Origin of the sequence: Actinoallomurus vinaceus, from assembly GCF_039542055.1 — a bacterium.
Classification (GTDB): domain Bacteria; phylum Actinomycetota; class Actinomycetes; order Streptosporangiales; family Streptosporangiaceae; genus Actinoallomurus; species Actinoallomurus vinaceus.
This window is the reverse complement of the sequence record NZ_BAABHK010000005.1, coordinates 545,878-566,381: the sequence shown is the minus strand read 5'-3', so window position 1 is coordinate 566,381 and position 20,504 is coordinate 545,878. Positions and strand designations below refer to the sequence as shown.

The 20,504-nt window shown below is 71.4% G+C and carries 18 protein-coding genes and 1 pseudogene; 12 read left to right on the top strand and 7 right to left on the bottom strand.

The genetic code is table 11. The annotated features are described in order from the left end of the window. Nucleotides 1–11: 11 nt before the first annotated feature. The 3 genes from ABEA24_RS21310 to sigJ all read right to left on the bottom strand — a co-directional run bounded on the left by ABEA24_RS21310 (nt 12) and on the right by sigJ (nt 1,646). On the bottom strand, nt 12–245 hold the full coding sequence (locus tag ABEA24_RS21310; RefSeq protein ID WP_345432706.1) for a hypothetical protein: 234 nt from the start codon (nt 243–245) through the stop codon (nt 12–14). Nucleotides 246–333: 88 nt separating this feature from the next. Then, nucleotides 334–696 carry a DoxX family protein gene (locus ABEA24_RS21305; RefSeq protein WP_345432705.1) on the bottom strand — a complete coding sequence of 121 codons (363 nt, stop codon included), beginning with the start codon at nt 694–696 and terminating at the stop codon, nt 334–336. A 14-nt stretch (nt 697–710) separates the two neighbouring features. Further along, nucleotides 711–1,646, bottom strand: a complete 936-nt coding sequence (gene sigJ, locus ABEA24_RS21300; protein ID WP_345432704.1) for an RNA polymerase sigma factor SigJ — start codon at nt 1,644–1,646, stop codon at nt 711–713. Between the two features lie 262 nt (nt 1,647–1,908). On the opposite strand from sigJ, the gene ABEA24_RS21295 reads away from it, so the two are divergent. Both ABEA24_RS21295 and ABEA24_RS21290 read left to right on the top strand, forming a co-directional pair. After that, nucleotides 1,909–2,328 (top strand): hypothetical protein, encoded by a 420-nt coding sequence (locus ABEA24_RS21295; RefSeq protein ID WP_345432703.1) that lies wholly within the window; start codon nt 1,909–1,911, stop codon nt 2,326–2,328. Nucleotides 2,329–2,404: 76 nt separating this feature from the next. Continuing rightward, the gene (locus ABEA24_RS21290; protein ID WP_345432702.1) at nt 2,405–3,655 is read left to right on the top strand and encodes an outer membrane protein assembly factor BamB family protein; all 1,251 of its coding nucleotides are present in this window, start codon (nt 2,405–2,407) and stop codon (nt 3,653–3,655) included. 53 nt (nt 3,656–3,708) lie between these two features. Here the strand turns inward: ABEA24_RS21290 and ABEA24_RS21285 are convergent. Next, a pseudogene (locus ABEA24_RS21285) lies at nt 3,709–3,843 on the bottom strand (IS5/IS1182 family transposase); the annotation flags it as partial. 212 nt (nt 3,844–4,055) lie between these two features. On the opposite strand from ABEA24_RS21285, the gene ABEA24_RS21280 reads away from it, so the two are divergent. Together ABEA24_RS21280 and ABEA24_RS53605 are read left to right on the top strand one after the other, a co-directional pair. Then, the gene (locus ABEA24_RS21280) at nt 4,056–4,451 is read left to right on the top strand and encodes a VOC family protein (RefSeq protein WP_345432701.1); all 396 of its coding nucleotides are present in this window, start codon (nt 4,056–4,058) and stop codon (nt 4,449–4,451) included. Then, entirely contained in the window at nt 4,357–4,875 is a 519-nt protein-coding gene (locus tag ABEA24_RS53605; protein ID WP_425551211.1) for a ferredoxin, read from the top strand. Before ABEA24_RS21280 ends, ABEA24_RS53605 begins: the two co-directional genes overlap by 95 nt. 96 nt (nt 4,876–4,971) lie before the next feature. Here the strand turns inward: ABEA24_RS53605 and ABEA24_RS21275 are convergent, their stop codons facing one another. Further along, nucleotides 4,972–6,576, bottom strand: a complete 1,605-nt coding sequence (locus tag ABEA24_RS21275) for a Mur ligase family protein (protein WP_345432700.1) — start codon at nt 6,574–6,576, stop codon at nt 4,972–4,974. 438 nt (nt 6,577–7,014) lie between these two features. Here ABEA24_RS21275 and ABEA24_RS21270 point away from each other — a divergent pair, with 438 nt between their 5' ends. Further along, the gene (locus ABEA24_RS21270) at nt 7,015–7,581 is read left to right on the top strand and encodes a CGNR zinc finger domain-containing protein (protein ID WP_345432699.1); all 567 of its coding nucleotides are present in this window, start codon (nt 7,015–7,017) and stop codon (nt 7,579–7,581) included. A 148-nt stretch (nt 7,582–7,729) separates the two neighbouring features. Then, a complete protein-coding gene (locus ABEA24_RS21265; RefSeq protein WP_345432698.1) occupies nt 7,730–9,301 on the top strand; it encodes an amino acid permease in 1,572 nt (523 codons plus the stop codon). Here the strand turns inward: ABEA24_RS21265 and ABEA24_RS21260 are convergent. Continuing rightward, entirely contained in the window at nt 9,233–9,892 is a 660-nt protein-coding gene (locus tag ABEA24_RS21260) for a TetR/AcrR family transcriptional regulator (RefSeq protein WP_345432697.1), read from the bottom strand. The genes ABEA24_RS21265 and ABEA24_RS21260 overlap by 69 nt on opposite strands. Nucleotides 9,893–10,055: 163 nt before the next feature. Between ABEA24_RS21260 and ABEA24_RS21255 the strand changes: the two genes are divergently transcribed. The 5 genes from ABEA24_RS21255 (at nt 10,056) to ABEA24_RS21235 (ending at nt 18,069) form a co-directional block, all read left to right on the top strand. Continuing rightward, entirely contained in the window at nt 10,056–10,853 is a 798-nt protein-coding gene (locus ABEA24_RS21255; protein WP_345432696.1) for an urea amidolyase associated protein UAAP1, read from the top strand. Further along, entirely contained in the window at nt 10,850–11,446 is a 597-nt protein-coding gene (locus ABEA24_RS21250) for an urea amidolyase associated protein UAAP2 (protein WP_345432695.1), read from the top strand. The genes ABEA24_RS21255 and ABEA24_RS21250 overlap by 4 nt, the downstream gene beginning before the upstream one ends. Beyond that, the gene (locus ABEA24_RS21245) at nt 11,443–14,961 is read left to right on the top strand and encodes a 5-oxoprolinase/urea amidolyase family protein (RefSeq protein WP_345432694.1); all 3,519 of its coding nucleotides are present in this window, start codon (nt 11,443–11,445) and stop codon (nt 14,959–14,961) included. The genes ABEA24_RS21250 and ABEA24_RS21245 overlap by 4 nt, the downstream gene beginning before the upstream one ends. Continuing rightward, entirely contained in the window at nt 14,954–16,591 is a 1,638-nt protein-coding gene (gene atzF, locus ABEA24_RS21240; protein WP_345432693.1) for an allophanate hydrolase, read from the top strand. Before ABEA24_RS21245 ends, atzF begins: the two co-directional genes overlap by 8 nt. A gap of 320 nt (nt 16,592–16,911) precedes the next feature. After that, nucleotides 16,912–18,069, top strand: a complete 1,158-nt coding sequence (locus tag ABEA24_RS21235; RefSeq protein WP_345432692.1) for a hypothetical protein — start codon at nt 16,912–16,914, stop codon at nt 18,067–18,069. Between the two features lie 133 nt (nt 18,070–18,202). Here the strand turns inward: ABEA24_RS21235 and ABEA24_RS53600 are convergent, their stop codons facing one another. Further along, nucleotides 18,203–18,595, bottom strand: a complete 393-nt coding sequence (locus ABEA24_RS53600) for a hypothetical protein (RefSeq protein ID WP_425551217.1) — start codon at nt 18,593–18,595, stop codon at nt 18,203–18,205. On the opposite strand from ABEA24_RS53600, the gene ABEA24_RS21230 reads away from it, so the two are divergent. Next, entirely contained in the window at nt 18,531–20,504 is a 1,974-nt protein-coding gene (locus ABEA24_RS21230; protein WP_425551210.1) for a serine/threonine-protein kinase, read from the top strand. The genes ABEA24_RS53600 and ABEA24_RS21230 overlap by 65 nt on opposite strands.

The following is a 20,504-nucleotide window of genomic DNA, read 5'->3' as shown; positions in this document are numbered from 1 at the left end:
ACGCGCCCCGGTTACTCCAGGATGTAAAGGTCCCAGCCATCCCACTCAACGCGGTCGTTGTACTCGTTTACGCATTTGTACCGCCAGCCCTCACGCTCGTATTGCTGGCCCGCGTCGATGCAGTCCCCCTGGCGATCCCAGAACTCGACGTAGGTCCACTTGGCCTGTGCGACCGCACCCGTCCGCGGCACGGCCGCACGGGCCGGCACGCTCATCCCGCAAACCGCACCGACGGCGATCCCCACACCGACAACCGCTGCGCGTAGGCGCATCCGCATCCCTTTCTCGAGGGGTACCCATAAAGAATGAGAACCATATCATATGAGTTACAAACTATCGAGCGCTCGCCAGGTCGAGGGCCAGGGCGGCGACCGCCAGGGCCAGGAAGCCGTTGGCCAGGCCGAACTGGAACGAATAGTCGCTCGCGCGAATGTGGGTGTAGAGGGCGCAGACGAAGAACAGGACCAGACCGATGACGGCGGCCGTTCCGATCAGCGGCACGCCGGCGAGGCCGAGCAGCAGCCCCACGGCACCCGCGATCTTCAACGTTCCGATCGGGAACGCGAGCCAGGACTCCGGCACCCCGGCCCTGGCCATGGGGGGAAGGATCGGCTTGAAATGGACGACGGCGGCGACGCCCGAGAAACCGTTCGCCGCGATGGCGAGCACGGCGACGACGACATAGGCGATGAACACTGGGAACTCCCTGGTCAGCCGAGGTGGGAGAGCTTGTCGGGGTTGGTCACGGTGTAGATTCCGCAGACCTGGGTGCCGTCGGCGGTCAGGTCGAGGACGACGACCGCGTAGGGCGTGTCGCCGGACAGCAGCAGGGCCGACGGATCGCCGTTGACGTGCCGGTATCGGATGGCGAGGTCGGGGATGGGCCGCCGGGCGGCGTCGCCGATGAGCAGGCGGGCGATCCTGTCCCGGCCCTGGACCGGCCGCGGGCCGGCCGCGCGTGCCTTGCCTCCGCCGTCGGCCCACAGGGTCACGTCGGGTGCCAGGACCCGGATGAGACCCTCGATGTCGCCGCCGACCACCGCGGCGATGAAGTGTTCGGTCACCTGACGCCGTACGCGCGGGTCGGTCTCGTAGCGGGGACGGCGCGCGTGCACGTGCTCGCGGGCCCGGTGCGCCACCTGCCGGACCGCCGAGGCGCTGCGGCCCAGGATGCCGGCGACCTCCGGGTGGGAGTAGCCGAAGACCTCGTGCAGCACGAACACCGCGCGTTCCAGGGGAGAGAGCGTCTCCAGCACCACGAGCAGCGCCATCGACACCGACTCGGAACGCACGACGCCGTCGGCGACGTCACCACCGTCCGGGCCCGGCGGGGTGGCGAGCGGCTCGGGAAGCCACGGCCCGACGTACTCCTCCCGGCGGCGGCTGATGCTCGCCTGCCGGGCCAGGGCCCGGTTGACCGCGACCCGGACGAGGTAGGCGCGCGAGTTCCCGACCGGCTCAGCGTCGGAGGAGCGGCTGCGCGCGTCCCAGGCGAGCCAGGTCTCCTGGAGCACGTCCTCGGTGTCGGCGACGCTGCCGAGCATCGTGTAGACGATGGAGAACAGCAGTTCCCGGTGGTCGACGAAGACACGCGTGGCCGTCTCCGCCGGGGAGTCCGGCACCGGGTCGGGCGGGCCGTGGGACATGGTGGGCTCCTCCTGCCGTGAGCAATGAGATCACCACCTGAGAGCGCCACCGCCCCTCGAAGTGTGACATCCGCCAGAGCGGCATTCGCTTTGCGCTGTCCGGGGCACAGTGATGATCTTCAGGGTCGTCGTCGTGCTTTCATAGCCGGATGAGGTATGAAGAGGCGCTGTCCGGCGTCCGTGAGCTGTGCGTTGAACATCTGGGGGAACGCGTTGGGGCTCAGGTGGCGGCGTTGGCTCGGCCCGGGTTCGAAGGGTTCGGTTGCATGCCACCCCCGTCGTCACCTTGCCCTCGGCCTCGTCGTACGACTGCGACCCGGTGCTCAGCACTCTCGACTATGGAGACGAGATCGAGGAGTCATCGCTTTACCACGTGGATCCCGGCTGGCTGGTGGTCAACAAATTGGGCGAGACCGCCTGGCCGCAGTACTGCGCGGAAGAGCAGGGCATCGAGTGGGGCGGCATGCACAATCAGGCGTTCGGCTGGCCGCCGATCCGCAGCTACGGCGTTGACCTGTTGGAGGAGCTATCGCAGGGCGAGCCCTACGCTCACCTGCTCACTCTCGGCGCCACCGACATGTGGGAGTGGGGCGATGGAGGCATCCTGCGGTTCGTCACCCCGGCCAAAGCCCTCCGGGAAGGCGACGTGAGCCAGGTGCGAGCCAATCCCGACGACTGGTAGCAGGTGACGGCCACGAGGCCCCTCCCCAAGCGTTGATCGACTTCTGCGGGACCGACGACTTCAAGGGACGGCACGGATGACCGACGGACGAAGTGGCGCCTACTCAGTCAGTGGGCTGCCGGACGGTGCGGAGATCGCCTGGGTCGCGGACCTCGGCTACCCGGTTCACGCGCTGCCGGTCCTTACCAGGGACACCCTGCTCGTTGGTGACTCGCTCGGGAGAGTCCATGCGTTCGACGCGGCGACGGGCGAGCAACGCTGGCGTTTCCCCGACCACGACTACGACCTAAACGCCCACGACGAGTCCTACAAGACGGTCGTCACCGTCTGGCGGGACGAGGTCGTCGTCGGGGTATGCGGCGAGTTCGACTACTTCGACACCTTCGCCGACGCCGGATATGACGACGATGAGGAGTCCGAAGCGGACGAGTTCGAGGACGACGACGAAGAAGAGGTCGATGACCTCATCGACGAACAGATCAGCTTCCTTGATCTGCGGTCGGGGAGGCTCCTGCGGACGGCGCCGCGGGACTGGTACCCGTCCGTCGTCGGCGACCGGCTCGTGCTGATCAGCCTCAACGGAGGTGTGCGGGCGGTCACTCTGCCCGACCTGACTCCGCTGTGGTCGAACAGGAAGGCGAGCGGGCGGGTTCAGACCTCCCCGGCGGCCGGGCCGGACGGTCTCATCTACCTGTCCGGTGGGCGAGAGGCCAACCGCACGCATGGCGGACTCGTGGCCCTGGATCTTCGCACCGGCAGGACGCGGTTCGCGTACGAGCCGGAGGAAGAGGTGTTCGCCGAGACCGGCCCGCCGCACGCCGTCGTGGCCGAGGGCCTCGTGTGGAAGCCGGTCCTTCGGGACGAGGAGGACGAACGGCCGGAACACCCCGGCGAGATCGTCGGCCTCGACCCGCTCACCGGTGAGAAGCGGTGGAGCCATCTGGTGAAGGGACGGCCGGACGGATCCGTGGCCGTCGCCGACGGGGTCGTCTGTTTCGTGGTGTCCGGTGGCGAGGACGGCGTTCACGCCGTCGACATCGAGACGCGCGGGACCCTGTGGACCCGCAAGCTGCCAGGCGCGGGAGTGGGAACGCCTGTGTTGGCGGCCGGCGTCCTCTACATGGCGACCGGCAAGGGGACGGTCCTCGCCTTCGATGCCGCGACCGGAGAACAACGCTGGGCCCTCGATCTCGGTGAATACATCGACGACAGGGAACTCGACCACGAAGCCCTCTATGACGAGATCCCGCCGGCGGTGCTGCCCGCCGACGGGATGCTCTACGTCCGCACCGGCACCGGAGTGGTGGCGCTGCGCCAGAGGTCCTAACGGAGCCGATGAGCCCTTCTCTGTAACGTCTCGTGACAGTTCGTGATCTTCGTTCAGCTGGTGCGGCCGTGTTCCATCTGGAGCAGGACGAGGGCGGCGCGGGTGATCCGGGTGATCGCCTTGGGGTCGAGGCTGACCCTGCGCAGAGCCTTGAAGGTCACCTTGAGCAGGGCGTTGGCGCGTTCGGCCACGCCATCGAGCACGCCGGTGCAGGTGATACTGGTCAACGCGTGAAGCCTCTCGGTACCCGGAACCTGTTCTTCGCAGACCTGTTCCTACCAGCGGCTTCTTGCGTATCTGATGACCGGTCAAGCCCGTCTGATGTCCCTAGTCAGGAAGATCTCGGATCTGTCGGACGGGCGGCATACTCTGAGCCTCGTCCGCACTATCGGGGAGAGTCATGACAAGTAGGTTCACCGAGTTGGTCGTTGACTGCCACGATCCGGAGAGGCTCGCGGCCTTCTGGTGCGAGGTCCTGGACTTCAAGGTGATCGACCGGAGCGAGGGCAAGGTCGAGATCGGCTCCTGGGTGCCGACCGTCGAGGATGTTCGGGCCCGCCAGATGCCGCCCACCCTGGTGTTCATCCAGGTGCCCGAGGGCAAGACCGTGAAGAACCGGCTTCACCTCGACGTCAGCCCGATCGACGGCAGCACCGAGGACGAGGTGACCAGATTGCTCGGCCTCGGCGCCACCAAGACGGATGTGGGCCAGGGCTCAGACCGAAACTGGGTGGTCATGGCAGACCCCGAGGGCAACGAGTTCGACGTCCTACGCACCCTGGCACCGCAGAACTAGGCCGCGAGCGGGCACCCGCACCCCGTCACACACCGCAACCATGACGTTGCCGAGAAGACCTCAATGGACGGAAGTCGGCACTCGGGGCGCCCGGCACTCCGACAAGGCATCATCTAACGTATTGGCGCACTGTTCAGGGCCCGCTGGAAGGCACGGGCGTGACCGGCCTCGTCTTCGGCATTGTGTGAAAAGCGTGTCGCCGCCTCGCTGTCGGCTGAGGGCCGACCCGATCGCCTGCACAGGGCACGGCCTGTGCGCCGAGCTTCTCCCGGAGACGATCGACCTGGACGAGTGGGGCTATCCGATCATCGGGACCTTGCCCGACCGACTGCTGCCGCTGGGGCGCCGCGCAGTGGCGGACTGTCCGCCTTGGCATTGGTACTCGAACGCGACCGCGCGCACTGACCGGTTCTCGCGCCCCTGAGCACGTCCTCGGTGTCCGCCACGCTGCCCAGCATCGCGTACACGATGGAGAACAGCAGATCCCGGTGGTCAGCGTGCTTTCATGGCCGTCCGTACCTCACAGGCCCTCCGCTCGGCGTCGGGTCCCGGCGACTTCCTGGCTGGTTCCGGCAAGGTCGGATCTGGTGCCGAAGCTCACCCGCGAGGTGCTCTCGTTCGCCGCCGAGGCGGTGGCCCGGCCCAGTTCCTCGAGGGCGGCCTCGGCCTCGGCCTGTTCATCCCAGGGCGCGGGGCCGTCGGCGAGCAGCATGGTGCGTTCGGGACCCTTGCCGGCCAGGACGACCACATCACCGGGCCGGGCGCTTTCCATCGCCCGGCGGATCGCGGCCCGCCGGTCCAGGATGACTTCGTAGTCGGTGCCGCGTCGCCGTGGCCCGACGCCCGACTCGATCCGCCGGGCAAGGTCCGCCGGGTCCTTGTGGGCGGGGTCGTCGGTCGTGAGGATGAAGAAGTCCGCGTACTTCGCGGCCGCACGTCCCATCCCCACCGGGTCATGGTCGGCGTGGCCGGTGGCGCCGAAGACGGCGATCAGCCGGCCGGAGGTGGTGGTGCGGAGTTCGCTCAGCACGCTGTGCAGGCGCAGCGAGGAGTGCGCGAAGTCGAGATAGACGGTGAACGGCTGTCCGCGGTCGATGGGCTGGAGACGCCCGCGTACGCCGCCGAAGGCGGACAGGGCATCGGCCACGGCGTCGAGCGGCGCCCCGAACGCCAGGCCGGACGCGGCCGCGCACAGCGCGTTGCGGACGTTGAAGAGGGCCGGCAGGCGCAGGTGGACCGGAGCCGATCCGCCGGCGCCGCGCAGGACGAACCGGGTGTGGTTCCGGCTCAGGGACACATCGGTGGCGCGTACGTCGGCGGGATGGTCGATCGCGTACGTGAGGCGTCCTTCGGTCGCGCAGTGCGCGCTGAGGAGTTCGAACGAAGGATCGTCGCGGTTGAGGATCGTGGTCTTCGGGACGCCTTTGCCGGCCGACCGCGCGGTCAGATCCATGAGCCGTGCCTTGGCGTTGAAGTAGTTCTTTGGGGTCCGGTGGTAGTCCAGGTGGTCCTGGCCGATGTTGGTGTACGCGGCGACATCGAAATCGCAGGCGGCGACCCTGCCCTGCTCCAAGGCGTGCGAACTGGTCTCGATGACCGCCGCGCGCATGCGCCGCTCGACCATCCGTGCCAGCCACTCCTGGTTGTCGGGGGCGGCCATGGTGGTCTGGCCGGACCTGTTCTCGTCGGCATGGGTTCCGGCTCCATGGGCGACGGTGCTGAGGTATCCGGCGGGGATGCCGGCGGCGGTGAGGACGTGGGCGGTCATGTGCGTGGTCGTCGTCTTGCCGGCGGTGCCGGTGACGCCGACCACCAGCAGACGACGTGCGGGTCTCGAGTGCAAGGCGGCGGACAGCTCGGCCAGACCGGTGCGCGTGTCCAGGAGGATCAGTGCGGGTGCCCCCGGGGGGATCGGTACGGGCCGCTCGACGGCGACCGCGATGCCTTCCGCCGCGAGGCGGGGGACGTGGTCGTGGCCGTCCGACCGCAGGCCGTGTACGGCGACGAACAGATCGCCCGCCCGCGCCTGCCGGGAGTCGTGGATGACGCGGAGCACGTCGTAGTCACCGCTCGCGGGGTGCGGTTCGGCGGCGGGCACGTCGGCCGCGAGGTCACGTAGGCGCATGGGAGTCCACTTCTGTGTCAGGGGCACGTTGCGGACCGCCATCAATAGGGGCCAGCCAATTAACTAAGCGATTACTTTTCCGCTGGATTCACAATGGCGCCGAATGTAGCTTCCTTAAGGCTAACGCTCAGGAAACATTCAGTTAGCCGATAATAACCTCACGTTATTGCAGGCCAAGGGCATGATCACATGGCTATCGCATCGTCACAGATCGTTGCCTTCGGCGGATTGCACTTGTTTTGGCCGAGAGCTCGCTACAGCGCCGATACAGAAACCGTACGTCGGCATAACGGAATGTTCGGCGCCGCCCGTCGATTACGGCCTGAAAGTCATCCGCAAGAGACTTTCTGATATCCGGATGAACTTTGTCTTAAGGGCTGCACTCGCGTGGCCCCAGAAGACGGCTAACGCATTGACACGGATGCTTAGCATTAGGGCATGAGCGATCTCGTCCCCTTGACCGGTGAGCCGCTGGCGCTCGACCTGGTCAACACGCGGCCCTACGACGCGGACCTGCTCGATTCCCCCGCCGACCTGCGCGCCTGGCTGGAACTGGAGGCCGACCGGCTCCCCGACCCGCCCGCGCACGAGGCAGCGGGCCTGACCGCCGCCGACGTGGCGGCCGTCCACGCCGTACGGGACGCCGCCGGCGTCGCGATCGACCACGCCCGGCGAAGCGAGCGTCCTCCCGCGGCCGCGCTCGACACCCTCAACGACGCGCAGCGCGCCGCGCCCGCCATCCGCGAACTCGCCTGGGACGGTTCGTCGGTCATCGCCGCCCGCCGCCGTACCGGCTCAGCCGGGGTTCGCCTGGCGGCCTGGCTGGCGGAGGCCGCCGCGGAACTCCTCGCCGACCCGGCGGTCGGGAAGGTCCGCGAGTGCGAGGCCGAGGACTGCGTGATGCTGTTCCTGCCCGCCCACCCGCGCCGCCGCTGGTGCTCGGCGGCCCGCTGCGGCAACCGGGCCCGCGTCGCGCGCCACTACCAGCGTCACAAGCCCGCCTGAGCGGCACGCCGGCGACCTCGCCCGACGGGGTGCGGGCTCGATCTGCGGTAGGACCTTTTTACGGCACGGGCACAGCCATGACACACGCGGGAAACGGGCGATCCGTATCTATCTGTCAACCGACAGGAATTACTCCCCGGGAGCCCGCATGGCACTCATGGATCCCTCCACCGTCTCCGATCCTCCTCCGGGCGACGAAGGCACGCTCCAGGCGTTCGGTTATCGGCAGCAGCTGCACCGGAGCATGGGGAGGTACGCCTCGTTCGCCGCGGGCTTCTCCTTCATCTCGGTGCTGACCACCGTCTTCCAGTTCTTCGGTCTCGGATACGCCTTCGGCGGGCCCGCGTTCTTCTGGACCTGGCCCGTCGTCCTGGCCGGGCAGTTCCTCGTGGCCCTCTGCTTCGCGGAGCTGGCTGCGCGGTACCCGATCTCCGGGGCGATCTATCAGTGGTCCAGCCGGCTGGGTCACGCCACCTTCGGCTGGTTCGCGGGCTGGATCATGATCCTGGGACAGATCGTCGTCGTCGCCGCGGCGGCGCTGGCGCTGCAGGTGGTGCTGCCGGCCATCTGGTCAGGGTTCCAGCTCGTCGGCCATGACCCGTCCCCGGTCTCGGCCGACGGCGCCGGGAACGCCGCCGTCCTCGGCGTCATCCTCCTCACGGGCACGACGATCGTGAACCTGCTCGACATCAAGATCATGTCCCGGATCAACGTCATCGGCGTGACCGCCGAGATCGTCGGGGCGACCCTGATCGTCGTGCTGTTGCTCACGCACGCCGAGCACGCGCCGACCGTCACCTTCCACACCGGGGTGCCGGGCAGCGCGTTCGGCGCGCTGCTGGTCGCCGCCTTCGCCGCGGCGTACGTGCTGATCGGCTTCGACAGCGCCGGGGAGATGAGCGAGGAGACGCGCAGCCCGCGGGCCGTCGCGCCCCGCACCATCCTCACCGCGCTCGGCGCCGCCGGAGTCCTGGGCGGCCTGATCATCCTCGCGGGACTGCTCGCCGCGCCAAGCCTGACGGACGGCAAGCTGGCCACCGATGGACTGTCGTACGTGCTGACGAGCCGGCTGGGCGACTGGGTCGGCAAGTTGCTTCTCGCCGACGTGGTGGTGGCCATCTCGGTCGCGACCCTGGCCATCCAGACGGCCGCGACGCGGATGCTGTTCTCGATGGCGCGCGACGGCGTGGTGCCCGGTTCGCGGCTGCTCGCGCGGATCTCGCCCCGGACCGGCATGCCGACCGGTCCCGCGCTGGTCACCGGGGTGCTCTCGGCGGTGATCGTGGCGATCAACTTCGCGTCGCCGGACGCCTTCCTGGCCATCGGCACGACCTGCATCGTGCTGCTCTACGTCGCGTACGCGATGGTCACGGGTCCGCTGCTGGCGCAGCGGCTGCGCGGCGCCTGGCGCGGCGGTGCTCCCGCCGGAGAGGACGAGCGCGGAAGGCCGCTGTTCTCGCTCGGCCGGTGGGGGTTGCCGGTGAACGTCCTGGCCGTCGTCTACGGCGTCGGGATGGCCGTCAATCTGGCCTGGCCTCGGAAGGCCGTGTACGCGCCGGCCAGCGGCCGCTGGTATTTCCAGTGGTTCACCGTGCTGTTCCTGATCGGCGCGGTGGCCCTCGGCGCGGCGTACCGGTGGTGGTCCGGACGGTCAGAGCAGCGGGCGGCCGAGCTCCCGCAGGTGGGGAAGGTCGTCGTCGGGGACGCCGCCGACGCGTAGCGCGGCGTCCGCGGTCGCCTCCGCCACCTGTTCGACCGGGAGGGCGGAGGCGTCCCTGCGGATCAGGATGACGCCCTCCACCAGGGAGAAGATCAGCCTGGCGCGCAGAGCCAGCTCGTCCTCGGTGAGGGTGCTCGCGACGGCGGTGCGCGCCAGCAGGCCGGCGTAGGCATCCTTGAGCGCGTCGCGCAGCTCCTGGAAGCGCGCGAACCGCTCCGCCTCCGGGAGCAGGTAGAGCACGCCCAGGTTGTGCGGCCCCGAGCACAGCAGGCGAACGTCGCGCACGCAGAGCGCCCACAGCCGGGCCTCGGCGGGGGCGGGCGCGTCCATGAGGGCGCGGGCGGCCTCCAGCGACGGACGGACCGTGCTCTCCAGCAGGGAGGCGAGAATCTCCTCCTTGCCCTTGAAGTAGTGGTAGATCGACGCCTGCCGGATCCCGGCGCGCTCGGCGACCTCGCGCGTCGTCGTCGCGGCGTACCCCTGCCCGGTGAACAGCTCCGCCGCCGCCGCGAGCACCTCCTCGCGGGGAGTGAGTCCGGACGGGGGTGTGGCGACGGCCCGGGGCCGGCCGACTCTTCGGGGCGCACTCACGGCTGAATCCTCGCACGGAGGCCACCGACCGGCGCCCGCCGGTCGATCGGCGACCCGTGGCACGCGCTCGGCGGTAACAGGACGGAAACGCGGCGGCCGTACCCGGGAAACACCGCGCACCTAATTTCTATCGCACGACAGATATTCGACGTCGGGAGACACGATGGCGACAGCGACGACGTACGGCGCGCGTGCCCACGCCCGGGCCCAGGAGGGCGCGAAGACCGACACGATGCCCCAGGTCCCGCCTCCTTCCGGCCTGACGTGGGCCGAGACGGTCGCGGGCGGGAACTACACCCACAAGGCGCTGGCGCGCGGCACCGAGCTGCGGCTCGTCGACGTCGCCGGAGACGCCTGCGCGCACCTGCTCCTCTATGTCACCGACCGTCCCTGGGAGCGGCTGAACGTCGCCGACACCGTCAAGGTTTTGTGGAACGCCTATCCGGGCGAGGGGCACCTGCTGCTGTCCGACCAGGGGCGTGTCCTGGCCTCCATCGTCTCCTCGACCGCGCCGGTGGACACGATGTGCGGCGTCTCCACGCTGCGGCGCAACACCGAGCGGTACGGCGACGGCTCGCCCCAGGGCGGTTCGCCCGCCGGGCGTGAGCTGTTCAAGCTGGCGGCCGCCAAGCACGGCCTGGAACCCCGCGACCTCCCCCCGTCCCTGTCCTTCTTCCAGGGCGTCCGGGTCGACCCGGAGACCGGGCGGCTGGAGTTCACGGGGTCGGGCGGGGCCGGCGCCACCGTGACGCTCCGCGCCGAGATGCCGGTCACCGTCCTCGTCGCCAACGCCGCCCACCCCATCGACCCGCGCCCCGAGTACGTCTGCACGCCGCTGGAGGTCACCGCCCGGCCCGGCCGGCCGACGTCACCGGACGACGCGTTGTGGAACGCCACGCCCGAGGGCCGCCGCGCCTTCGCCAACACCGCCGACCACCTCACCGCCCAGGGGATCCAGTGACCATCCGCGACGACGTCGTCCCCGCCCGCGCCCCCTGGTCGGGGACGGTCCCGGCGGGACGGACGCTCACCATCACCGACCTGGGCGGCAACCAGGCCGTCGACTGCCTGATCTACGACGCCCACGACTCCGCGATCCGCTACAGCGCTCAGGATACGGTCCACGCCCAGGGCGGCGTCTTCCTCACCACCGGAAGCGTCCTGCTGTCCAACGAGCACACCCCGCTGATGACGGTGACCGAGGACACCTGCGGCCGGCACGACACGGTCGGCGGCGCCTGTTCCAAGGAGTCCAACACCCTGCGGTACGGCCACCACACCTGGTCCCAGCATGCCTGCGTGGACAACTTCCTCGCCGAGGGCGCACGGCACGGCCTCGGCAAGCGGGACCTGGTGAGCAACATCAACTGGTTCATGAACGTCCCGGTCGAGGCCGACGGAACGCTGGGGATCGTCGACGGGATCTCCGCGCCCGGCCTCACGGTGACGTTGCGCGCCGAGACCGACGTCCTCGTGCTGGTCTCCAACTGCCCGCAGATCAACAACCCCTGCAACGGGTTCGACCCGACGCCGGTGAGGATGGCGGTCCAGTGATCGACACCCTGCTCGTCGCCAACCGGGGCGAGATCGCCGTCCGGATCATCCGCACGGCGCGGCGGCTGGGCCTGGCCACCGTCGCCGTCTACTCCGACGCCGACCGCGGCTCCGCCCACGTCGCCCTCGCCGACCACGCGGTGCGGCTCGGCCCTGCCCCCGCCCGGGACAGCTATCTCGACGCCGCCAAAGTGCTGCAAGCGGCCATCGACAGCGGCGCCGACGCCGTCCATCCCGGCTACGGGTTCCTGTCCGAGGACGCCGCCTTCGCCCGCATGGTGGAGGACGCCGGACTCGCGTTCGTCGGGCCGACTCCCCACCAGATCGAGCTGTTCGGCTCCAAGCACACCGCGCGGGCGGCGGCCGAGGCGGCGTCCGTGCCGCTCCTGCCCGGCACCGGGCTGCTGGCCGACCTGGACGCCGCCGTCACCGCCGCCCGCGAGATCGGCTACCCGGTGATGCTGAAGGCGACCGGCGGTGGCGGCGGCATCGGCATGCGGGCCTGCCGTGGCGAGGCCGAGCTCGCCGAGGCCTGGGAGAGCGTCCGCCGGGTCGCCGCGGCCGGGTTCGGCACCGACGGCGTCTTCCTCGAACGCCTGGTGGACGGCGCCCGCCACGTCGAGGTCCAGGTGTTCGGGGACGGCCTCGGCCGGGTGCTGACGTTCGGCGACCGGGACTGCTCCCTGCAACGTCGCCACCAGAAGGTCCTGGAGGAGGCGCCCGCGCCCGGGCTGCCGCCGCGCGTGCGCGACCTGCTGGCCGACAGCGCCGCCACGCTGTGCGCCTCCGTCGGCTACCGGTCGGCGGGCACCGTGGAGTTCATCTACGACCCGGTCCGAGAGCGGCCCTACTTCCTGGAGGTCAACACGCGGCTGCAGGTCGAACACCCGGTGACGGAGGCGATCTACGGGATCGATCTGGTCGAGTGGATGCTGCGGCTCGCCCAGGGCGACCGGTCGCTCGTACGGGCCGGGGCCCCGCGCCCGCGCGGTCACGCCGTCGAGGTCCGCGTCTACGCCGAGGATCCCGGCAAGGACCACCGGCCGAGCGCCGGCCTGCTGACCCGGGTGGAGTTCACCGGCGACGTCCGGGTCGACACCTGGGTCGAGAACGGCACCGAGGTCACCACCTCCTACGACCCGATGCTCGCCAAGGTGGTCGCCCACGGCGCCGACCGCGCGCGGGCCCTGGCGAAGCTGCGCGCGGCGCTGGACGCCACCCGGCTCGACGGCGTCGAGACCAATCTCGGCCTGCTGCGCGCGGCCCTCCGGGACGACAGGGTCACGGCCGCCGTCCACGACACCGCGACGCTGGCGGAGATCTCCGACGGCTCCCGGCGGATCGAGGTGGTCCGCGGGGGCCTGCTGACCACCGTGCAGGACTGGCCCGGCCGGACCGGCTACTGGCAGGTGGGCGTCCCGCCGTCCGGACCGATGGACGACCGGTCGTTCCGGCTGGGCAACGTCGCCGTCGGCAACGCGCCGGGCACGCCCGGCCTGGAGTGCACGCTGAAAGGACCGGCCCTCCGGTTCTCCCACGCCACCACGGTGTGCGTCACCGGCGCACCGGCCGCGGTCACCGTGGACGGCGTCACGGTCCCGCAGTGGGAGCCGGTCACCGTCCCCGCCGGGGCGGTCCTGGACATCGGCGCTCCCTCGGCCGGGATGCGGACCTACCTGCTGGTCGCCGGCGGCGTCGACGTCCCGCCGTTCCTCGGCAGCGCCGCCACCTTCACCCTCGGCGGGTTCGGCGGCCACGGCGGACGCGCGCTGCGGACCGGAGACGTCCTGCACGGGGGCCTGGAGCGACCCGGCGCGCCGGTCCCGGCCGCCGAACGCCCCGTCTTCGCCGGCGAGTGGGCGCTCGGGGTCGTCGAGGGGCCGCACGCGGACGCGGAGTTCTTCACCGCCGACGACATCCGGGAGTTCTACGCGGCACGCTGGAAGGTCCACCACAACTCGGCGCGCACCGGCGTACGGCTGGTCGGGCCGAAACCGCGGTGGGCCCGCCCGGACGGCGGCGAGGCCGGACTGCACCCGTCCAACATCCACGACACCCCGTACGCCGTCGGCGCGGTGGACTTCACCGGCGACATGCCGGTCATTCTGGGGCCCGACGGCCCGTCGCTGGGCGGGTTCGTCTGCCCCGCGACGGTCGTCACCGGCGAACGCTGGAAGCTCGGTCAGCTCAGGCCCGGCGACACCGTACGGTTCGTCCCCGCCCCGTCTCCGGTGGGAACAGCCGGCGACGGCGGCGTGCTGGCCCGGTCGCCGGGGACCGCCGGGCGGCCGGAGGTCACCTACCGGCGCAGCGGTGACGACAACCTGCTCATCGAGTACGGGCCGATGGAGCTGGACCTGGCGCTGCGGATGCGCGTGCACGCGCTCGCCGAGGCCGTCGCGGCCCGCGACCTGCCCGGGATCGTCGACCTCACCCCCGGAATCCGTTCGCTCCAGGTCCACCTCGATCCGGCCGTGCTCCCCCAGGACGTGCTGCTGACGAGCCTCCACGAGGCCGAGGAGAGCCTGCCCGCGACCGACGAGCTGGTCGTGCCGAGCCGGACCGTCCACCTTCCGCTGTCCTGGGACGACCCCGCCACCGCCGAGGCGATCGCCCGGTACACGGCCGGGGTGCGCGACGACGCCCCCTGGTGCCCGTGGAACATCGAGTTCATCCGCCGCGTCAACGGGCTCGACGACGTCGATGACGTCCACCGGATCGTGTTCGACGCGGAGTACCTCGTCCTCGGCCTGGGCGACGTCTACCTGGGCGCGCCGGTCGCCACGCCGCTCGACCCCCGGCATCGCCTGGTCACGACCAAGTACAACCCCGCCCGGACCTGGACCGCGGAGAACTCCGTCGGCATCGGCGGGGCGTACCTGTGCGTCTACGGGATGGAGGGACCGGGCGGTTACCAGCTGGTGGGGCGCACCACCCAGGTCTGGTCGCCCTGGCACCAGCGCGGGCCCTACGAGGAGGGCGCCCCGTGGCTGCTGCGGTTCTTCGACCGCATCCGGTGGTACCCGGTATCGGCCGATGAGCTCCGGGAGCTGCGCGCCGACATGGCCGCGGGACGGCTGGACCTGAAGATCGAGGAGGGCGAGTTCTCCCTCGCCGAGTACCGCCGGTTCCTGGCGGCGAACGCCGGCTCGATCGAGCGGTTCCGCGCCCGGCAGGCCGCGGCGTTCGCCGCCGAGCGCGCGGCGTGGGAGGCCGCGGGCGAGTTCACCCGCGGCGACGAGGCCGACGTGGCCGATCCGGTCGAGGACATCGAGCCGCCGCCCGGAGGGAGCGTCGTCGAGGCGGAGTTCACGGCGAGCGTCTGGCAGCTGGCCGTCGCGCCCGGGGACCGGGTCGCCGAGGGACAGCGGCTGGTCGTCCTGGAGGCGATGAAGATGGAGTCCGCCGTCCTGGCCCCGGCCGCGGGAGTGGTGGACCGGGTACTGGTCGCGCCGGGCGATCAGGTCGAGGCCGGTTCGGCGCTCGTCATGCTGAGAGGAGCGGACGGTGAGTGAGACCGCGTTGGAGCGGGTCAGGCGGGCGTACGACCGGATCGCGGAGGTGGACCGGCCCGAGATCTGGATCACCCTGCGGCCCCGTGAGGAGACGGAGGCCGAGGCCCGGGCGGTCGACCCGCGACTTCCGCTGGCCGGGACCGTGGTCGCGGTGAAGAACAACATCGACGTTGCGGGTCTGCCGACCACGGCGGGCTGCCCCTCGTACGCCTACCTGCCGGACCGGGACGCGCCCGCGGTGGCCCGGCTCCGAGCGGCCGGCGCGATCGTCCTCGGCACCACCAACCTCGACCAGTTCGCCACCGGCCTGGTCGGCACCCGCAGCCCGTACGGCGTGGTCCGCAACGCCATCGACCCGGAACGGGTGTCGGGCGGGTCCAGCTCCGGCTCGGCGGTCGCGGTCGCCCTCGGCATCGCCGACCTCGCGCTCGGCACCGACACCGCCGGTTCCGGGCGGGTCCCGGCCGCCTTCAACGGCGTCGTCGGCGTGAAACCGACCTATGGCCTGGTGCCCGCCGAAGGGGTGGTCCCGGCCTGCCGGAGCCTGGACTGCGTCACCGTGTTCGCCCGCACCCTCGACGAGGCCCGGTTCGCGCTGTCCTTCCTGGCCGACGGCCCGGTCGCCACGCCGCCCCGGCGGCCCGGCCCGTGGCGGGTCGCCGTGCCGGCGACCCGGGATCTCGGCGAGCTCGATCCGGGCTGGGCCGAGGCGTTCGAGGCCGCCGCCGACCGCCTCGCGGCCACAGGCGCTCGGTTGCTGCCCATCGACCTCGCGCCCTTCCTCGACGCGGCCGCGCTGCTCTACCAGGGAGCGTTCGTCGCCGAGCGGTACACCGCCGTCGGCGACGTCGTCACCGCGCTGCTGGAGAAGGACGCGCCCGATCTCGACCCCACGGTCGGCGCCATCATCGGCGCCGCCCGCGACGTTCCGGCCCACCGGCTCTTCGCCGACCGGGAACGGCTGGCGTCGCTGCGCGAACACGCCTTCGCCGAACTCGGCGACGCGGACGCGCTGCTGCTGCCCACGGCCCCCGGGCATCCCACGATCGCGCAGGTCGCGGCCGATCCCGTCGGCGCGAACAGCCGCCTCGGCCGGTTCACCAACGCCACGAACCTGTTCGGCATGGCAGGCGTCGCCGTCCCCTTCGGAACCGTCGCCGGCCTCCCGTTCGGCGTCATGTTGCTCGGACGCGGCGGCAGCGACGACCACCTCGCCGCGATCGCCGCCCTGCTCGCAGCGCGGCCCGCCGCCCGGCTGGCCGTGGTCGGTGCGCACCTCAGCGGCCAGCCCCTCAACCCGGAGCTGACGTCTCGGGGCGCGCGGCTGGTCGCGACCACCGTCACTGCGGCCGCCTACCGGCTGTACGCGCTGGCGACCAGCCCGCCCAAGCCCGGCCTCGTCCGCGTCGCCGACGCCGGCGCGGAGATCGAGGTGGAGGTGTGGGAGCTCCCCGCCGAGGGTCTCGGCACCCTGCTCGCGGACGTGCCCCGGCCGCTCGGCCTCGGGCGGGTCGAGCTCGCCGACGGCAGCGAGGTCACCGGGTTCCTCTGCGCTCCCGAGGGCCTGCCGGATGCGGTCGACATCACCGGGTACGGCGGTTGGCGCTCCTATCTGTCCGCCCACGGGTAGGGCGTGTCCGGTGGACACGCCCTAGGCATTCCGCCAGTCGGCGGCCGTCCTGACCACCGGAGGAACTGCGTTGCGCCCACCTTCTGGCAGGCTCCGGTCGCCCGTGGGCAGACGTCGTTCCCGTGGTGCGGGCGGGCGCACCCGGCGGGGTCGCGCCGCCCGCCTCAGGCCGGTCGAGGTATCGGTGCGGTTTCATCGCTTGTGGGGGTCCGCCCTTTCGTGAAAACTAGTCAGCCGACAACGGACGACACATAACAAATTCGCCCGTAGCGCGCTTTCCGGGGTAACACGCGTGCGGGCTAGAACTGGGGCGGGGGCCGTTGAACCGGGACGAGGTGGACCGTGTCCTCGGCCGCCTGCGCGATGAGCGGGACCGCATCACGTCCGGGCTGTTCGAGCTGGAGGCGCAGCAGGGGTACAAGCTCCTCAAGGGCGCGCCGCTGACCGGGCTCACCGCCGACCGCTGGAGCGAGCTGGGCGACCGGACGGCGTCGCTGTGGCGGTTGTTCGAGGCGTACGGGCGGGTGCTCGGCCAGGCGGAGGAGATCCGGGCCCGGCGCAAGAAGCCTGACGACGCGGAGCTGGCCGAGTTGGAGCGCCTGCTGCGCGGGCCGTCCATCGAGTTGGCCACGCAGATCCCCCTCGAGAAGCGGACGCTGCTCGGCCCGTCCACCGAACGCCTCTCCCTCGACGACGTGGTGACCCGGATGACCGCGCTGTACGAGGAGGCGGCCCGGATGATCGCCGAGGTGGACACCGCCTGGTCGGCGCTGCTCACCCGGCTGGACCGGGTCGCCGAGGCGGCCCGCACGGTGGAGGGGCTGCTCGACTCCCTCGGATCGGATCCGGAGTACGACCGGCTCAAGGGCGATCTCGACGGGCTGCGCGAGACCGTCCGGACGGACCCGCTGTCGATGCGCCCGGCCGCCTTCGACGGCGTCGACGCCGCGCTGGGCGCGCTGCGGTCACGGCTGGAGGAGGCGGTCCGTGTCCGGGCCGAGTTCGACGTCCGGCTGCGACGCATCGAGGAGACCATCGGACTGATCCGCGCCGCCGAGGACGAGGCGCTGCGGGTGCGCGACCAGGTCCTCGCGAAGATCGCGTCGCCGATGCTGCCGGACCTGCCGGAGTCGTCGGCGGCGCTGGCCGACCGGCTGGCCGCGCTCGGCGCCGTACCGGGCCGGTGGATCGACCTCGCCGAGCGCGTGACCCAACTCGAGGAGGCGGCGGCGAACGCCCTCGAGCAGGCGCGGACGACCGTGCGGACCATCGCCGGTCTCCTGGAGCGGCGAGACGAGCTGCGCGGCCGGCTCGACGCGTACCGGGCGAAGGCCGGGCGGCTCGGGGGCTCGGAGGACCCCGGGCTGACGGACCTCTACCAGCGGGCCCACGACCTGCTCTGGACCTCCCCCTGTGACCTGCGGCGCGCCACCGCCGCGCTGGCGGAGTACCAGCGTGCGATCGGAGATCGAAAATGAACTGCACTCAGCCCGGCTGCGCCGGAACCGTGGAAGACGGATACTGCGTCGTATGCGGTATGGCACCCAGCGCCGCCGCACCGGCGAACGACCGCTGCGCTCAGCCCGGCTGTACCGGCACCATCGAAGGCGGCTACTGCGACGTCTGCGGCACGGCCGCCGCGGCCCCCGCGGCGACGGCGGCGCCCGCCGCCGTCCCGGCTCCGTCCCCAGCGCCCGATGACCGCTGCGCGAGTCCGGGGTGCGGCGGCACGGTCGTGGACGGGTACTGCGACGTGTGCGGGCTGGAGCCGGCGGCCGGAGGCGCTTCGGCGAGCCCCGCTTCCAGCCCCGCCTCGACTCGGGCCTCGGCGCGGTCCGCGCCGGTCACCGGGGCCAGCCGCGGGACGGGCATCACCGGGAGCACGTCGAGCCGCAGCGTCCGTACCGGATCGTCGCGGTCGTCGTCGCGACGGCGCGGCATGCTCGGGGCGGGCCTGGTCGAGGTGCCGCGCGTGCCGTACCGCGACCCCGCGTCGGCGATCATGGCGAATCCGATGGTCGCGGAGAACAAGCGCTACTGCAGCAACTGCGGCGAGCCGGTGGGGCGGTCCCGGGGCGACCGGCCGGGCCGTACGGACGGCTTCTGTCCGAAGTGCGGCACCGGGTTCTCGTTCACGCCGAAGCTGAAGGCGGGCGACCTGGTCGGCGGCCAGTACGAGGTGCTCGGCTGCCTCGCGCACGGCGGCCTCGGCTGGATCTACCTGGCCCGCGACCGGAACGTGAGCGACCGGTGGGTGGTGCTCAAGGGCCTGCTCGACACCGGTGACGCCGACGCGCTGGCCGCGGCGACGGCCGAGCGGGCGTTCCTCGCCGAGGTCGAGCACCCGAACATCGTCAAGATCTACAACTTCGTGCAGCACGACGGCTCCGGCTACATCGTCATGGAGTACGTCGGCGGCCGGCCGCTGAAGGACATCCTGAAGGATCGCCGCGAGGCCGAGGGCCCCGACGCGTCGCTGCCGCTCCCCCAGGTGATCGCGTACGGCATCGAGGTGCTGCGCGCCTTCGACTACCTGCACGGTCTCGGCGTCCTGTACTGCGATTTCAAGCCGGACAACGCGATCCAGTCCGAGGAGCAGCTCAAGCTCATCGACCTCGGCGGCGTCCGCCGCGTCGACGACGTCGACGGCGCGATCTACGGCACGGTCGGCTACCAGGCGCCCGAGATCGCTGACGAGGGTCCCTCGATCAGCTCGGACCTGTACACCGTGGGCCGGACGCTCGCCGTGCTGAGCTTCCCGTTCAAGGGCTACACCGGCAAGTGGGAGGCGAGCCTGCCGCCGCGCGAGGAGGTGCCGGTGCTCGCCCGGCACGAGTCGTACGACCGGCTGCTCCGCCGTGCCACTGACCGCGACCCGGGCTTCCGGTTCCAGGACGCCTCCGACATGGCGGACCAGCTCACCGGGGTGCTCCGCGAGGTCCTGTCCGCCGGGGACGGCCAGGCGCGCCCGGCCGCGTCGACGCAGTTCGGAATGGAGCGGTTCACGGCAGGGGACGTGTTCGAGCCGCTCCGCCCGGCGGACGCCGCTGCGACCCTGCCGGCGCCGCTCGTCAACTCGGCCGACCCCGCCGCCGGCTTCCTCGCCGGTCTGACCGCGCTGGAGCCGCAGCGGCTCGCCGACGCCCTGGCGAGCGCGCCCACGCGTACGCCGGAGGTCGACCTGACACTCGCCCGGGTGCGTATCGAACTCGGCGACACGGCGGAAGCGCACGCGGTACTGGACGCGCTGCCACAGGAGGACTGGCGGGTGGGCTGGTACCGCGCGGTCGCCGTTCTGGCCGCCGGGAACGTCACGGAGGCGGCGGGCCTCTTCGACGAGCTGTACTCCCTGATGCCGGGCGAGGCGGCGCCCAAGCTCGGCCTGGCGTACTGCCGCGAGCTGCTCGGCGACCCGGCGGGCGCGGCGGTCCTGCACGAGACCGTGTGGCGCACCGACCACGGGTACGTCACCGCGTGCTACGGCCTGGCCCGGGCGCGGCTCGCTCTCGGGGACCGCGCCGGCGCGCTCCAGGCGCTCGACTCGGTTCCCAGGATCTCCAGCCACCACATCGCCGCGCAGATCTCCGCGGTGGCCACGGCCGTACGCGACCGGGACCCCGGCGAGATCGCGGAGGCGGACCTGACCGGCGCGGGCGCCCGGCTGGCCGCGCTGAACCTCGATCCCGGACGCCACGGGCTGCTCGCCCTGGAAGTGCTGGAGGCGGCCCTCGGCCGGGCGCGGGCCTCCGGGGGCGGCGCCGGCACGGTGCTGGGCACGCCGCTCACCGAGTCGGGGCTGCGCCGCAAGCTCGAGGAGACCTACCGGACGCTCGCCCGCCTGACCACCGACCGTGCCGAGCGGCACGAGCTGATCGACCGGGCCAACGCCGTACGCCCGCTGACGGTGGTCTGA

What these genes read in the sequence shown, in the direction of transcription:
- sigJ (WP_345432704.1), bottom strand. Translation starts at nt 1,646, where the DNA reads ATGTCCCACGGCCCGCCCGACCCGGTGCCGGACTCCCCGGCGGAGACG.
- ABEA24_RS21290 (WP_345432702.1), top strand. Translation starts at nt 2,405, where the DNA reads ATGACCGACGGACGAAGTGGCGCCTACTCAGTCAGTGGGCTGCCGGAC.
- ABEA24_RS21280 (WP_345432701.1), top strand. Translation starts at nt 4,056, where the DNA reads ATGACAAGTAGGTTCACCGAGTTGGTCGTTGACTGCCACGATCCGGAG.
- ABEA24_RS53605 (WP_425551211.1), top strand. Translation starts at nt 4,357, where the DNA reads ATGTGGGCCAGGGCTCAGACCGAAACTGGGTGGTCATGGCAGACCCCG.
- ABEA24_RS21275 (WP_345432700.1), bottom strand. Translation starts at nt 6,576, where the DNA reads ATGCGCCTACGTGACCTCGCGGCCGACGTGCCCGCCGCCGAACCGCAC.
- ABEA24_RS21270 (WP_345432699.1), top strand. Translation starts at nt 7,015, where the DNA reads ATGAGCGATCTCGTCCCCTTGACCGGTGAGCCGCTGGCGCTCGACCTG.
- ABEA24_RS21265 (WP_345432698.1), top strand. Translation starts at nt 7,730, where the DNA reads ATGGCACTCATGGATCCCTCCACCGTCTCCGATCCTCCTCCGGGCGAC.
- ABEA24_RS21255 (WP_345432696.1), top strand. Translation starts at nt 10,056, where the DNA reads ATGGCGACAGCGACGACGTACGGCGCGCGTGCCCACGCCCGGGCCCAG.
- ABEA24_RS21230 (WP_425551210.1), top strand. Translation starts at nt 18,531, where the DNA reads ATGCTCGGGGCGGGCCTGGTCGAGGTGCCGCGCGTGCCGTACCGCGAC.
- ABEA24_RS53600 (WP_425551217.1), bottom strand. Translation starts at nt 18,595, where the DNA reads ATGATCGCCGACGCGGGGTCGCGGTACGGCACGCGCGGCACCTCGACC.